Origin of the sequence: Zhongshania sp. (assembly GCF_041584495.1) — a bacterium.
Lineage (GTDB): Bacteria > Pseudomonadota > Gammaproteobacteria > Pseudomonadales > Spongiibacteraceae > Spongiibacter.
On the sequence record NZ_JBFHDY010000006.1, the window covers coordinates 14,719 to 28,974 of the forward strand.

Annotated in this window: 12 protein-coding genes; 8 read left to right on the forward strand and 4 right to left on the reverse strand. The window is 53.3% G+C overall.

The genetic code is table 11. The features are described 5' to 3' along the window. Positions 1–60: 60 nt before the first annotated feature. Positions 61–963, forward strand: a complete 903-nt coding sequence (locus tag ABYP33_RS02060) for a LysR family transcriptional regulator (protein WP_373087812.1) — start codon at positions 61–63, stop codon at positions 961–963. A gap of 108 nt (positions 964–1,071) precedes the next feature. Here the strand turns inward: ABYP33_RS02060 and ABYP33_RS02065 are convergent, their stop codons facing one another. Further along, positions 1,072–2,319: a malic enzyme-like NAD(P)-binding protein gene (locus tag ABYP33_RS02065; protein WP_373087815.1), complete on the reverse strand. Its 1,248-nt coding sequence runs from the start codon at positions 2,317–2,319 to the stop codon at positions 1,072–1,074. 286 nt (positions 2,320–2,605) lie between these two features. Then, positions 2,606–2,833: a 50S ribosomal protein L31 gene (gene rpmE / locus ABYP33_RS02070; protein ID WP_008252447.1), complete on the reverse strand. Its 228-nt coding sequence runs from the start codon at positions 2,831–2,833 to the stop codon at positions 2,606–2,608. A gap of 212 nt (positions 2,834–3,045) precedes the next feature. Between rpmE and ABYP33_RS02075 the strand changes: the two genes are divergently transcribed. From ABYP33_RS02075 to ABYP33_RS02100, 6 genes are all read left to right on the forward strand, one after another. Continuing rightward, positions 3,046–5,229, forward strand: coding sequence for a primosomal protein N' (locus tag ABYP33_RS02075; RefSeq protein WP_373087818.1), 2,184 nt, complete (start codon positions 3,046–3,048; stop codon positions 5,227–5,229). Between the two features lie 110 nt (positions 5,230–5,339). Beyond that, a complete protein-coding gene (argS, locus tag ABYP33_RS02080; RefSeq protein ID WP_373087820.1) occupies positions 5,340–7,094 on the forward strand; it encodes an arginine--tRNA ligase in 1,755 nt (584 codons plus the stop codon). A gap of 3 nt (positions 7,095–7,097) precedes the next feature. Next, positions 7,098–7,700 carry an SPOR domain-containing protein gene (locus ABYP33_RS02085; RefSeq protein WP_373087822.1) on the forward strand — a complete coding sequence of 201 codons (603 nt, stop codon included), beginning with the start codon at positions 7,098–7,100 and terminating at the stop codon, positions 7,698–7,700. Between the two features lie 93 nt (positions 7,701–7,793). Then, complete coding sequence (gene hslV / locus ABYP33_RS02090) at positions 7,794–8,333, forward strand: ATP-dependent protease subunit HslV (RefSeq protein WP_373087824.1); 540 nt, start codon at positions 7,794–7,796, stop codon at positions 8,331–8,333. Positions 8,334–8,363: 30 nt separating this feature from the next. Beyond that, positions 8,364–9,683, forward strand: coding sequence for an ATP-dependent protease ATPase subunit HslU (gene hslU, locus ABYP33_RS02095; protein ID WP_373087826.1), 1,320 nt, complete (start codon positions 8,364–8,366; stop codon positions 9,681–9,683). Between the two features lie 93 nt (positions 9,684–9,776). Beyond that, positions 9,777–10,160 (forward strand): gamma-butyrobetaine hydroxylase-like domain-containing protein, encoded by a 384-nt coding sequence (locus tag ABYP33_RS02100; protein WP_373087829.1) that lies wholly within the window; start codon positions 9,777–9,779, stop codon positions 10,158–10,160. 13 nt (positions 10,161–10,173) lie between these two features. Here the strand turns inward: ABYP33_RS02100 and ABYP33_RS02105 are convergent, their stop codons facing one another. Beyond that, positions 10,174–10,422, reverse strand: coding sequence for a hypothetical protein (locus ABYP33_RS02105; RefSeq protein WP_373087831.1), 249 nt, complete (start codon positions 10,420–10,422; stop codon positions 10,174–10,176). A gap of 134 nt (positions 10,423–10,556) precedes the next feature. Next, positions 10,557–11,942, reverse strand: a complete 1,386-nt coding sequence (locus ABYP33_RS02110; RefSeq protein ID WP_373087834.1) for a PhoH family protein — start codon at positions 11,940–11,942, stop codon at positions 10,557–10,559. A 343-nt stretch (positions 11,943–12,285) separates the two neighbouring features. Here ABYP33_RS02110 and ABYP33_RS02115 point away from each other — a divergent pair, with 343 nt between their 5' ends. Beyond that, positions 12,286–14,175 (forward strand): VacB/RNase II family 3'-5' exoribonuclease, encoded by a 1,890-nt coding sequence (locus tag ABYP33_RS02115; RefSeq protein ID WP_373087836.1) that lies wholly within the window; start codon positions 12,286–12,288, stop codon positions 14,173–14,175. The last annotated feature ends 81 nt before the right edge of the window (positions 14,176–14,256 follow it).

Sequence of the window (14,256 nt, forward strand, 5' to 3'; positions counted from 1 at the left end):
CTAATTTATTTTATAAATGTTATATCATCACTACTATGAATTAATTAAGCGACTAAGCCGATGGATCTCAATCTGTTCAAAGTATTCGACGCGGTCTACCGCGCCAGCTCGCTTACCGAGGCCGCCAAAGACCTGCACATTACCCAACCGGCGGTGAGCAATGCCCTTGCACGTTTGCGCGAGCATTTTGACGACCCTCTGTTTGTTCGCCGTGGCCGGAGTATTGCCCCCACCCCACTAGCCGACAGTATTGCCGCCGACATCAGCAATTCATTAATTGCACTCCAAGAGAGTTTGCATCGCGGCCAGCAGTTCGACCCCGCCACGTCTACGCGTCGTTTTATTATTAGTATGGGCGATCCAATGGAGTTCGTCGCCCTGCCCAGCTTAATTAGCCAGTTAAAGCAACACGCGCCGAGCATACGCCTGCAAAGCCAACGCATAGTCCGCGACCAACTCAGCCGCCAATTAATCAGTGGCGAGATTTCCATGGTCGTTGATATCCCGCAAGCCGTTGACCCTAGCATTCAACAGCAATTCTTATTTAAAGATGATCTATGGGTGATGATGCGCGAAGCTCATCCACTGGCAGCGGAGCCGCTAAGTCTTAAGGGATATCTGCAAGCCCAGCATATTGCTGTGTCTGGCCGCAGCCGGGGCAGCGTGATTGAAGATGCCGCTCTCAACCGCAAAGGCCTGAACCGTAATATTATTTTGCGTGGTCAGAGTTACTACTCCGCCAGCCATATCGTTGCCGAGTCGGATTTATTACTAACCCTACCACGGCATTTGGCGCTGCGTTTCCAACAGTTTTTACCCCTGCAAAGTCACCCACCGCCACTAAAACTGCCCGCACTGGAAATGCAGATGTATTGGCATCGCAGCGCCAATAATGACACCGCCCACCAATGGTTAAGAGAACGTATTCAAGAGATTATCGCCCAGAACGGCGACGCAGATTAAGCCAAGCGCCCAGCCACAAAAAAACCGCCGTAACGTAAATTACGGCGGTTTTGCTTTTTGCTTCAAGCGTCTGACGTCAGACGTCTAGTGTTTTGCCTCTAGCTCACATCAAGACAAAGGATAATGCGCTGGGTAAGGCAAGTTCGCCACACCGGTATCTACCGCCGCCTTGGCAACTGCCGCAGCCACTTTGCCTAGCAAGCGACGGTCTACCGGCTTAGGAATAATGTAATCGGGTCCAAAGGCCAGCTCCGTCACGCCACAGGCATCCATAACAACTTGGGGAACCGGCTCTTTCGCCAATTCACGAAGCGCGTGTACCGCAGCAATTTTCATTTCTTCGTTAATTGCCGTGGAACGAACGTCTAAAGCACCCCGGAAAATAAACGGGAAACCCAAGACATTATTAACCTGGTTCGGGTAATCGGAGCGCCCTGTTGCCATAATTAAGTCGCTGCGCACTGACAACGCCAACTCGGGCTGAATCTCTGGATCCGGGTTAGAGCAGGCAAACACAATCGGCTTTGGCGCCATCGACAAAAGCATCTCTGCACTGAGCAGATCCGCACCAGACAAACCCACGAATACGTCGGCGTCTTTAATCGCATCTTGCAGGGTGCGAGCCTCGGTGTCGTTCTGGAACTCTTTCTTATACTCGTTAACACCGTCGCGACCGGGGTAAATCACCCCGCTGCGGTCAATCATAAAGATGTTTTCGTAACGAGCGCCGAGGCTAACCAGCAAACGCATACAGGCGATAGCAGCAGATCCTGCACCAAGACAAACTACCTTGGCGGTTTCTAGGTTTTTGCCCTGAATTTCCAACGCATTCAACATGCCGGCGGCCGTCACAATGGCCGTGCCGTGCTGGTCGTCATGGAAAACCGGGATATCGCATTGTTCTTTCAAAACCCGCTCAATCTCAAAACACTCGGGCGCCTTGATATCTTCAAGGTTAATGCCGCCGAAAGTAATGGAAATACGCTTAACGGTGTCAATAAATGCTTGGCTGTCTTCGGCATCGACTTCAATATCAATCGAATCAATATCAGCAAAGCGCTTAAATAAGAGCGCTTTGCCTTCCATTACCGGCTTGCTGGCCAAGGGACCTAAATCGCCCAAACCCAAAATAGCTGTGCCGTTGGAAATAACCGCAACCAAATTTCCCTTACTGGTGTATTTATAAGCATTAGCAGGATCGCGGGCAATTTCCCGCACTGGCTCGGCCACACCGGGGCTATAGGCCAATGATAAGTCGTTCTGGGTTTCAGCAGGCTTGGTTAGCATAATGCCGATTTTGCCTGGTGTCGGGAGCGAGTGGTAATCCAGAGCCGCCTGCTTAACATCTTTGGACATTCGATTAATCCCAATATGAATGCGTTCTCAGAGAGGCGAGAAAGCATATAGAAAAGAACTTGCAGTAACAAGTCACTGTCTGTGACAAAGCCCGTCACAGCTGGGCTTTAAGGGCATTCTTATATTCAACGACAACATATACTGTCACCGCAGATAACGAAAACCTTAGCGCATTAATGCGAGATTCGACCTAAACCCAAAGCTCATAAACAAAAATGCCCGGTCAGATGAGCACCGGGCATTTCTATGGTGACTGCCTGCGCAGCCACTAAGCACTACCGGGAAATTACTCGGTAGGTGCCGCCACTGCGCCGCGCGAACCAAAACGCTTGCGGAACTTATCAACACGGCCACCGGTATCAAGCATTTTCTGCTTACCAGTGTAGAACGGGTGGCAGGATGAACAAACGTCAACGTGCAGGGCATCGCCCAAAGTAGAACGCGTTTCAAAGGCGTTACCACAGCTGCAAGTCACGCTCATGGCAACATAATTTGGATGGATATCTGCTTTCATGGGTCTTTCCTCAATGGACGCCGCCACCCGATCGTTTGCCGGGCACCGCGCAGGCTGCTAATTTCAAAATTAGCTTGAAATTCAGGCGGCGAATGTTAACAGAATTATCCCAAGAAGCAAGCCGAGCGCGCCGCTGCGCAAAAACTTCGCTCTGCCCCAAGTAATAATTCTTATACACTGGCGTTTTCACACGCCCAAATAGCCGCCGCTTTATGTCAAAACTCGTCACCGTCGCCGTCCCCTGCCCTCTGCGTCGAGGCTTTAACTACCTATGGCCGGAGAGCTTGGGGCGCGACGCAGAAATTGGCTTGCGCGTGAGTATCCCCTTCGGCCGCCAACAATTAATGGGCGTTGTTATCGCACTTGATGTCATCTGCGACATCCCCAGCAATAAATTAAAAGCCGTCGTAAAGGTACTTGAAGAACAGCCTAGCCTACCAGCGAATTTAGTTCAGCTCGGCCGCTGGGCCGCCGACTATTATCACCATCCGATTGGTGATTGTGTTGCGCAAATGCTGCCGGTAGTACTGCGCAAGGCCAGCCCCCCAAAAGAAAAGCCCGCCCAGTACTGGCAGCTCAGCGCCAACTGGGAGGAACGGCCGCAACCAGCCTCTCGCGCCCACCAGCAGATCAGCTTATTAGCGGTAATTCGGCAAGCGGGACAACTGTCTCGCCGCCAAATCAAAGACCTTGGCTACAGCAATGCAGTGCTCAACGCCCTGATTAATGGCGGCTATTTACAGCAAGCCGACACCCCTGCGACGCCAAGTAGCGTCGCAAACAACACCGAACTCGCACTCAATGCCGAACAGCAACACGCCGTATCAGTCGTCAGCAATAGCCTCGGCCGATTTGCGCGCTACCTGCTCGACGGCGTCACCGGTAGCGGTAAAACCGAGGTGTATTTGCGCAGCATTGCCGAGTGCTTGGCTCGGGGCGAGCAGGTACTCACCCTGATCCCTGAAATTGGCCTAACCCCACAGACCTTAGAGCGCTTTGAAAGCCGCTTTCCCGGCCAAGTTCGCGCCCTGCATTCGGGCCTCAGCGACGGCGAGCGCTATCGCAGCTGGCTGGACATTAGCCGCGGCCGCGCGCGAATTCTGCTTGGCACCCGCTCAGCGGTGTTTACGCCATTTCAAAACCTTGGACTGGTTATTGTCGATGAAGAGCACGACGCGTCCTACAAACAGCAAGAGGGCTGGCGCTACTCGGCCCGCGACATTGCCGTTAAGCGCGCCGCCGACCATAACTGCCCTGTGGTGCTCGGCAGCGCCACCCCAAGCCTCGACAGCCTGCACAACGTCGGCCAAGACCGCTATCAATTGCTCGAACTGCGCGAGCGCGCAGGTATCGCCAGCAAACCCGATATTCGCCTTCTGGATATTCGCCAGCAACACCTCGATGAAGGGCTAAGTAAAACCCTGCTCGACGCTGCCCACGACACCCTGCAAGCGGGCAATCAGGTTTTAATTTTCCTCAACCGCCGGGGCTTTTCACCCTTATTGCAATGCCATGGCTGCGGCTGGGTAGCCAACTGCCAAGCCTGCGACGCCAAAATGACCGCCCATTTCGGCCGCCGCGAGCTGCGCTGCCACCACTGTGACGCCAGAGAACCACTACCAAGCATTTGCCCCCAGTGCCACAACAGCCAACTTATTTTCCAAGGCCCCGGCACGGAGCGTTTAGAATTAAGCCTTAAACGCCACTTCCCCGACGTTGACGTGATTCGTATTGACCGCGACACCACCTCGGCCAAGGGCAGCATGCAAAGTTTAGTCGATGGTATTCGCGACGGCCGCCCCAGCATATTGGTTGGCACCCAAATGCTGGCCAAAGGTCACCACTTTCCCGACGTCACTCTCGTCGGCATTATTGATATAGACGGCGGTTTATTTAGCGCCGACTTCCGCGCCCCCGAGCGCAGTGGCCAATTACTGGTACAAGTAGCCGGTCGCGCGGGTCGCGCCGACAAACCCGGCCGAGTTTATATTCAAACCCACTGTCCAGATCACCCTGCCCTGCTGGCACTGGTGAGCGAGGGCTACCAACCCTTTGCCCAACAGTTACTGGCCGAGCGCCAACTACTGAGCCTGCCACCAGTGAGCTTTAGCGCCGTGATTCGCGCCGACGCTAGCAGCCTGCGCTGCGCCGAAGACTTCTTAGCCGCAATTCGTAGCGAGCTTGCCACTGGCGATAACAGCTGGAGTATTGTCGGCCCGCTGCCCGCCCCCATGACCCGCAAAGCCGGACGTTTTCGCGCCGCGCTCATTCTCCAAGCTGAGCGCCGCCCCATCCTACACCGCCAACTCGCCATTGCCTGCCACACCGGCGACCAACTGCCCAAGCACAAAAGCCTGCGCTGGTCGGTCGATGTAGACCCGATAGATTTGTTTTAGGCACTATTGCGGGGAATAAGGCCGCGCCAGCCTTTCCGACACTAGCCCCGACAGACGTAAACAGGGATAATACGCGGCCTTGTTTCGCGCCAGAGAGTTAGCCCCACGCCATGAAAGAGAAAGTTGCCGCACATATCCATCAGGCCCTGCAAACCCTGCGCAGCGCCCACGCTTGGCCGGAAGATCTGGTGGCAAATATTCAGGTGGAGCACACCCGCGACAAGGCCCACGGCGATTTTGCCAGCAATATCGCGATGACCTTGGCCAAGCCCTTAAAGTCTAACCCCCGCGCCATTGCCCAACTCATTGTCGGTGCCCTGCCCGAGACCAGCGATATTGTTAAAGTCGACATCGCCGGACCCGGCTTTATTAACTTTTTCGTTGACGAAGCCAGTAACTATCAGGTTTTACACGATATTTTCGCCCAGGGTGAACAGTTTGGCCGTCACGCCAGCCGCAATAAATCGATGCAGGTTGAGTTTGTCTCTGCCAACCCGACTGGCCCGCTGCACGTTGGCCACGGTCGCGGCGCAGCCTACGGCGCCAGCGTTGCCAATATGCTGGAAGCCGCTGGCTATGATGTGTGCCGTGAGTATTATGTGAATGACGCCGGTCGCCAGATGGATATCCTCGGCACCAGCGTATGGCTGCGCTATTTGCAAGCCTGCGGCGAAACCATCACCTTCCCCAGCAATGGCTACCAGGGTGACTATATTGCCGACTATGGCCGCGAGCTGCTGGCCGAGCACGGCGAAATTCTGCGCCACTCCGCCGCTGAGGCCTTTGCTGGCGTTTGCGCTGACGCCCCCGAGGGCGACAAAGAAAAACATATCGACGGTCTTATCAACCGCGCCAAAGCGCTACTTGGCGACAACTACCAGATTACGTTTAACAAGGGTTTAGATGCCATTCTTGGCGATATTCGCAGCGATTTGGCGGAATTCGGCATTGAATACCAACAGTGGTTTTCTGAGCGCAGCCTGACCCAGAAGCCCGATCAGGTCGCCCGCGCCATCGCCAAATTACAGGACAATGGTTTTATTGAAGAGCGCGATGGCGCCCTGTGGTTTATGTCGACCCGCTTTGGCGACGACAAAGACCGCGTGGTGAAGCGCGACAATGGTCAAACCACCTATTTCGCCTCCGACATTGCCTACCACCTCAATAAGTTTGAGCGCGGCTTCGACACCGTGGTCAATATTTGGGGCGCCGATCACCATGGCTACATCTGCCGGGTTAAAGCTGCACTGCAAGCCATGGGCATCGATCCCGAAAAACTCGTGGTGCGGCTGGTGCAGTTTGTGTCGCTGTATCGCGGCGACCAGCAAGTACAAATGTCGACCCGCTCGGGCTCGTTTGTGACCCTGCGCGAGCTGCGTGAAGATGTCGGCAACGACGCCGCGCGCTTCTTTTATATTATGCGCAAGGCCGACCAAGCCACCGATTTCGATTTGGAATTAGCGAAGTCCGAGACCAAGGACAATCCGGTTTACTACATCCAGTACGCCCACGCTCGGGTTGCCAGCATTCTACGCAAACTCGCTGAACAGGGCGAAACATGGACGCCAGCAGCAGGCCTTGCCAATTTGGCCAAGCTAAACAATGAGGCCGAAAAAGACCTGCTAGTCAAATTGTCACGCTACCCCGAGACACTGGCCAGCGCGGCCGAGCACTTTGAGCCCCACAGCTTGGCGCATTATTTGCGAGAATTGGCTGGCGACTTTCACACCTATTACAACGCACACAAAATGCTCGGCGTAGATATCACTGTGCGCGACGCCCGACTCGCGCTGGCCTGCGCCGTACAACAAGTCTTGCGCAACGGCCTGAGCTTATTAGGCGTGTCGGCACCAGAGGAAATGTAAGGCATGGCACAAGCCCCAAAAAAAACCAGCCGCGGCGCCACTCGCAGCCCCGCCACTAGCGGCCTACCTGCGTCGGTTTTACTAGGCACAGGCTTTATTGCTGGGGTAATTTGCTCGATTCTGGTGTTCAGCGCACTAAGCAAGCAACCCAATAATGACGTTGAGGCGGCTGCGGCCAAGAGCGCCGCCGCAGCAAAGGTCAAAGCTGACCACAAAGAAGTGACCACAAACACCAAATTCGATTTCTTCACATTGCTCCCTGAACGTGAAGTCATTGTCAATGACGAACGCCCCACACCCAAGCCGGCCGCGACAGCAAACGCACCCAAAAACGTCCGTCCACCGGTCGATGCCAAGCCCGACCCCAATATGGAAAAGTATATTCTACAGGCAGGCTCCTTTCGCCAAGGCGTCGATGCAGATCGCCGCCGCGCCCAGATTCTGCTGCTTGGCTTAGACGCCAAGGTTGAGTCCGTCGAAGCCAATGGCGAGCGTTGGCACCGCGTTTATGTTGGCCCCTTCCAATCGCACAACACCTTGAGCGATGCCCGCAGCAAGCTGATTAACGAGAGTATTGATACCTTGGTGATTCGCCAAAAGAACTAAGTATAAGCTCCCCGCGCCCTTGAAAACGTCAAGGGCCAACCCCACTAACTCTGTTAACACTCGCTTTTCCCTATCAATTATAAGGAGTCCCGCGTGGAACAGTTTCGCGGCACCACAATACTCTCGGTTCGCCGGAATAATCAGGTCGTTATCGGCGGCGACGGACAGGTCACTATGGGCAACACGGTAATGAAGGGCAACGCCCGCAAAGTCCGCCGCCTGTATAAAGAGCAAGTGCTGGCTGGCTTCGCTGGCGGCACCGCCGATGCATTCACCCTGTTTGAACTCTTCGAAGTTCAACTCGAAAAGCACTCAGGCAAGCTCACCAAGGCCGCTGTTGAACTCGCCAAGGCCTGGCGCAGCGAGCGCTCTCTGCGCCAACTCGAAGCCCTGCTAATTGTCGCCGACAAAGAAACCACCCTGGTTATCAGCGGTAATGGTGACGTCATCGAACCCGAAGACAATATGATCGCCATTGGCTCCGGTGGCTCCTTTGCCACCGCCGCCGCCCGCGCACTCATGGACAACACCGAGCTTAGCGCCGGTGATATTGTTGAAAAAGGCCTGACCATCGCTGGCGACATCTGCATCTACACCAACCACAGCCGCACCATTGAATCTTTGGCATACTAGCTAGCGCCCAAGGGCGCCTTCGGAGTCTCCATGTCGACCATGACACCCCGTGAAATTGTTCACGAATTAGATAAACACATTGTTGGTCAAAGTGATGCAAAGCGCGCCGTGGCCATTGCCCTACGCAACCGCTGGCGGCGTATGCAGCTTAATGAGGAACTGCGCGACGAAATCACCCCCAAGAACATTTTAATGATTGGCCCCACGGGCGTCGGCAAAACTGAAATTGCCCGCCGCCTGGCCAAACTCGCCAACGCGCCGTTCATTAAAGTAGAAGCCACCAAATTCACCGAAGTAGGTTATGTTGGCCGCGACGTGGAATCCATTATCCGCGATCTAGTTGATGTGTCGATTAAGTTGTATCGCGAACAGGCGATGGAGCAAGTTGCCCATCGCGCCGCTGACGCCGCCGAAGAGCGCATTCTCGACGCTTTATTACCACCTGCCCGCGGCGAAGCCGCAGAAGAAGAGCGCAAGACCACAACGCGCCAACTATTCCGCAAAAAACTTCGAGAAGGCGAACTCGACGAACGGGAAATTGAAATAGAACTCAATATGGCCCCCGTTGGCGTAGAAATCATGGCTCCGCCGGGCATGGAAGAAATGACCAATCAGCTGCAAGGTATGTTCTCTAAAATGGGAGGTGACCGTAAAAAGACGCGGCGCCTAACCGTTAAAGCTGCGGCCAAACAGCTCCAAGACGAAGAAGCCGCCAAGCTAATCAATGAAGAAGAACTGAAAGCCCGTGCCGTAGAAGCCGCCGAGCAAAATGGCATTGTCTTTATTGATGAAATTGACAAAGTCGCCAAGCGCCAAGAAGCCGGTGGCGCCGATGTGTCTCGTGAAGGTGTACAGCGGGATTTATTGCCACTCATTGAAGGCTGTACGGTCAGCACCAAACACGGCGTCATTCGCACCGACCACATTTTGTTTGTCGCTTCAGGCGCCTTCCATCTCAGCAAGCCATCGGACTTAATCCCAGAATTACAGGGCCGCTTGCCGATTCGAGTGGAACTCTCGGCTTTAACCCCTGAAGATTTTGAGCGCATACTCACCGAGCCACACGCTTCCTTGACTGAGCAGTATCAAGCACTGCTGGCAACCGAAGGCTTGAGCATTGCGTTCACCGCCGACGGTATTCGCCGCATAGCCGAAACCGCGTGGGAAGTGAACGAGCGCACTGAGAACATCGGCGCTCGCCGCCTCCATACCATGCTCGAGCGTCTACTGGAAACAATCTCCTTTGACGCTGGCGACATCAAAGACGCGGTGAAAATTGACGCCGACTACGTGAATGAGCAGTTAGGTGAATTAGCGAAGGACGAGGATTTGAGCCGCTTTATTCTCTGATACGCAAAACGCGCCACGGGAGACGGAAAACGCTGTTACTGAATTTGCGTCTCCCGTCTCTCGTCCAGCATCTAGCCACCTACGGACACCATCATGAGCCAAGCACCCACCGACATTAAATTTCGCAAGCAGTCTCAGCAGCTGGAACTCACTTACGCCAGTGGTGAGCAGTTTGCCTTGAACGCTGAGTTTTTGCGGGTGTATTCGCCCTCGGCTGAGGTGCGCGGTCATGGCTCAGGACAGGAAACCCTGCAAACCGGCAAAATGCATGTAAAGATTACTGAGCTAATCCCGGTGGGCAATTACGCTTTGCAGCTGGTGTTTAGCGACGGCCACGACAGTGGTATTTTTTCTTGGGCTTATCTGCGCGAGCTGTGCGAAACCAAAGAAGCTAAGTGGGAAGCCTATTTGCAAAAGCTTCACGATGCCAAGGCCAGCCGCGACCCCGACCAGCAGGTGGTTAAATTTTTTGGTTAAGCAACAAAAGGGGCTAGTCGCGCACAATAATTTGCGGATTTAAGTTTACCCCACCGTCGTCTTCTAAAACGCCAATATTGACACCGGTCGAGTTCTCAACCACCACTAATGGCGGCTCAAAGCTCGGGTGGCGAATAAACTTCAATTGCCAGCCGAAATTTTCGATACGCCGCAAAGCAATTTTTTGCAAATCCGTCAGCATGCTCAAGGCATTATCGGGCACCCCGGGGGCGGCTTTACGCTTATCGTCTGCTATGTCCATAAACAGCCCTCCAAGTTTCAGTCTTTAGCGAGTTAACATTAGCCTTAAGTCGCGTCAATCTCTAGTTCGGATTAACCGTATTGACATTGTAAAAACCACAACAAGCGCATTAGCCCCACCCCCGCAACTCACACCTAGAGGTTTTCTTCAGCGAATGCCGCCAGCCGCGAGCGCTCAATGCCGTTGACGTGCATTATTCCCGCATGCTCAAAACGCTTACATTTTTCAACTAGATACGTAAGCCCTGAGGTCAACGGCGAAATATACTTGTTGTCGATTTGCGCTAAATTGCCCAAGACCACAATTTTTGAATTCACCCCCACCCGGGTAATAATAGATTTTAATTGGAATTGCGTGAGGCTCTGAGCCTCATCAATGACAATATAGGCATTATTAAAGGAGCGGCCGCGCATAAAATTCAGCGACTTAAATTGAATATTAGCTTTGTCTTTTACGTACTCGATACTGCTGTAAGGCGATTCATCACTGCCGTGTAAAACCTCCAAATTATCCTCAAAGGCCGCCAACCAAGGCGCCATTTTTTCTTCTTCAGTACCAGGCAAGAAACCAATGTCTTCAGCCATGGGCGGCGTAGAGCGTGCCACAATCATTTTGTCATAGCGTTTTTCTTCTAAAATGGCGTGCAATCCATACGCGAGCGCGATTAACGTTTTACCGGAACCAGCAGGGCCCGTCATCACCGCCATATCAATATGACTTTGCGCGATGAGAAAAAACGCCATGGCCTGCTCAAAATTGCGCGGACTCAAGCCCCACATGCGCTGGTGCATCAACTGATCACGACTGAGATCGAGGAGTTCGAGCTTATGTTCATCAAGTGAGCGCACCATGCCGACAAAATCATTGTCGTCGTAAACAAACTGATTAATATGCGCCTTAGGCAACACCTCGCGGTTGAGCGCATGGATGGTTTGACTGCCCTCCCGCAGAGTGTCGACCTTATTAACTGACTCCCACAGGGTTCCCGCCAAATGCTCATAGCCCTTGGCCATGTACTGAATGTCTTCTAGAACTCGATCTTTACGGTAGTCCTCGACGTTTTCCAAGCCTGAACCTTTGGCCTTAAGGCGCATATTAATGTCTTTGGTGACCAAACAAACATAGGCTTCAGGGGTTTTAAGCTGCAGATGCAGGGCGACATTAATAATCCGGTTGTCATTGGCTTGCTGCTGACTGCCATCTAAATAAGGGGCTGCTGTGTCGTGATTAATTAGCTGATCGGGAAATATTGCTAGACTGCCGTTTTTATCATCATTGCGAGCCGAGGGAATGGGCACCCCTTCTTGTATTGCCTTGGGGCTGGCGTTGAATAAAATTTTATCTATTGCGTTGATGGCAATTCGCGCTTCGCGACTCACATCCTTGTCGCGCCTGTCCTTGATGTGATCGAGCTCCTCCAGCACTGTCATCGGGATAACGACCCGATGCTCTTGAAAGGCGCTTAGTGCCATCGGGTCATGCAATAGAACATTGGTATCAAGAACAAAGATTTTTTCCATAGGGGACTCTCTGTTGGCAACATAGCGAAAGATCGGCGCATCATCGTCTTCGAACCTTGAACACAATGGGGCCGGGAATAAACAAAGGCATCAAAAAGAAGGGTGTAAAACGGTAGCAACGGCGCCGCGTAGACGCGAAGCGCGAAAGGTTTGTTATTGTCAGCCCGTAGGCTATAAGAGTTTGGCGGCAATAGCCCGCTCCATACAACACAGCGTAGCTTGATTATTAAAAGCGATGGCCATCAATGTCAACCGTTATTACTTTGATATCGGAAGACTCAGCGGCGCATTTCCGCTACCCTGTACCCCTTTTTAGCGACCCGAATACAGGTACCAGGCCTCCATGCTCGACAAAAATGCCCTGCAGCAACTCCGCCAACTCAAAACTCATATTGTTGAAACCAAAGACCAAGGTGAGGGCGAAGTTCGCGGCAGTCAACGCCGCTTCGGTTTTGTTCGCCTCGACGACAACCGCGATGTATTTCTGGCGCCAGACGATATGCAGCGGGTTTTTCCCGGTGATCGCGTAAAGATTACGGTGCACACCGACGACAAGGGCAAATTTAAAGCCGAGCTGGAAAAACTGATCGACAGCCCACTGGACTGTTTCACCGGTCGCTATGTGGTGCGGGGCCAGGGCCATTTTGTAGAACCCGACTTGCCGCGCTTTAACAAATTGCTGTTTATTCCACCTTCACAGCGGAAAAAGTGTGCCGAAGGCGATCTACTGTACTGCCAAGTGGCACAGCACCCCTTTAAAGACGGCAAATCCCAAGTAAAGGTACTTGAAAATATCGGCAGCCCCGATCAGCCCGGTATCGAAGGCAAATACACTCAGCGCAAATTCAAACTGCCTAGAGACTGGCCTGCCAGCTGCGGTATAACCGAAGATAAGTACTTAGACGGCCGCGAAGATCTGCGGGATTTACCGTTTGTCACCATCGACTCGGCAGAAACTCGCGACCTAGACGACGCACTATGGGCCCAAAGTAATGAGCAAGGCTGGTTGCTAAAAATTGCCGTTGCCGACCCTGGCGCGGTAATAGCCCCAGGCAGCCCAGCTGATATCGCCGCCAAACAGCGCGCCAGCAGCGTTTACCTGCCAGGCTTTACCCAGCCGATGATACCCAATAGCATTTCGCAGGGCGCCTGCTCGCTGCTCGCTAACGAAGATCGCGCCGCGATTGTCTGCACCCTGCAGCTTAGTGTTGATGGTGAAATTAGCGACATTCAATTCAGCGAGGCGCTAATTCGCTCCCACGCCAAACTAAGTTACACCGATGTGCACGCCCATATTCACGGCGAAATGGATTTGGGTTACCCAACACTAAACGAACTTTACGCCGCCAGCCAAGCCTTAAACCGCTATCGCCGCGCACATCACATTGTGATGCCAGAACAAGCAGACTTCCATTTTCAGCTCAACGAGCACCGTAAAATCGACGCCATTATTAAAGTTGAGCGCAACGACGCCCACCGATTGGTGGAAGAGTGCATGCTTGCCGCTAACCGCAGTGTGGCGGAATGGTTAGGCGACGCCCCAGCACTGTTCGTAAGCCACGCGGGGCTGCGTGAAGACCGCCTCGACAATGTACGCAAAGTAATCGCCAAAGAATTACCTGAGCTGATTGATTGCGACATAAGCAGCCTAGAGGGTTATAAAGCGCTCATTAAAGCCTGTGACGCGAGCGAATCCAGCCTCCCACTGCGCAGTATATTTGCCCGCATGCTTCAGCCCGGCAGCATTAGTGCTGAGCCAAAGCCCCATTTCGGCCTTGGGCTAGAACGCTACAGCACGTTTACCTCGCCACTGCGCAAATACAGCGACCTTATAGTACAGCGCTGCATTCGCGCCAAGCTTCGCGGCGAAACCATTCAGCGCCCAGACGAAGAAACCGCCGCAAGTTTACAAGAAGCCCTGCGCAACGGCCGTCAAGCCAGCAATCAGATGGAGCAGTGGCTGCAATACCAGTACCTTGCCACTAACACCAGCGACACGGTTTATCCGGCCCGCATTGCCCACGTCAATGGCGGTGGTTTCACCGTAGAATTGGTAGATTACGGTATTAGCGGCTTTGTTGAGGCCCGCACCATTACCGAAAAATTAAGCTTCGACGCCGACACCCTCCGCCTGCACAGTGCCCACAGCAATTATCAGTTAGAGCAGATCGTGAATGTAAAAGTATCTGAGCTCGATGATTTTCAGCGTAAGTTGATGTTTATCCTGGCCTAAACGAAAGAAAGTAAAATGCCAAGCTCTTCACGCAAGAGAATGCCTGAAGTCGAACGCGTAAAAGCATAACCGCCCCGGCCT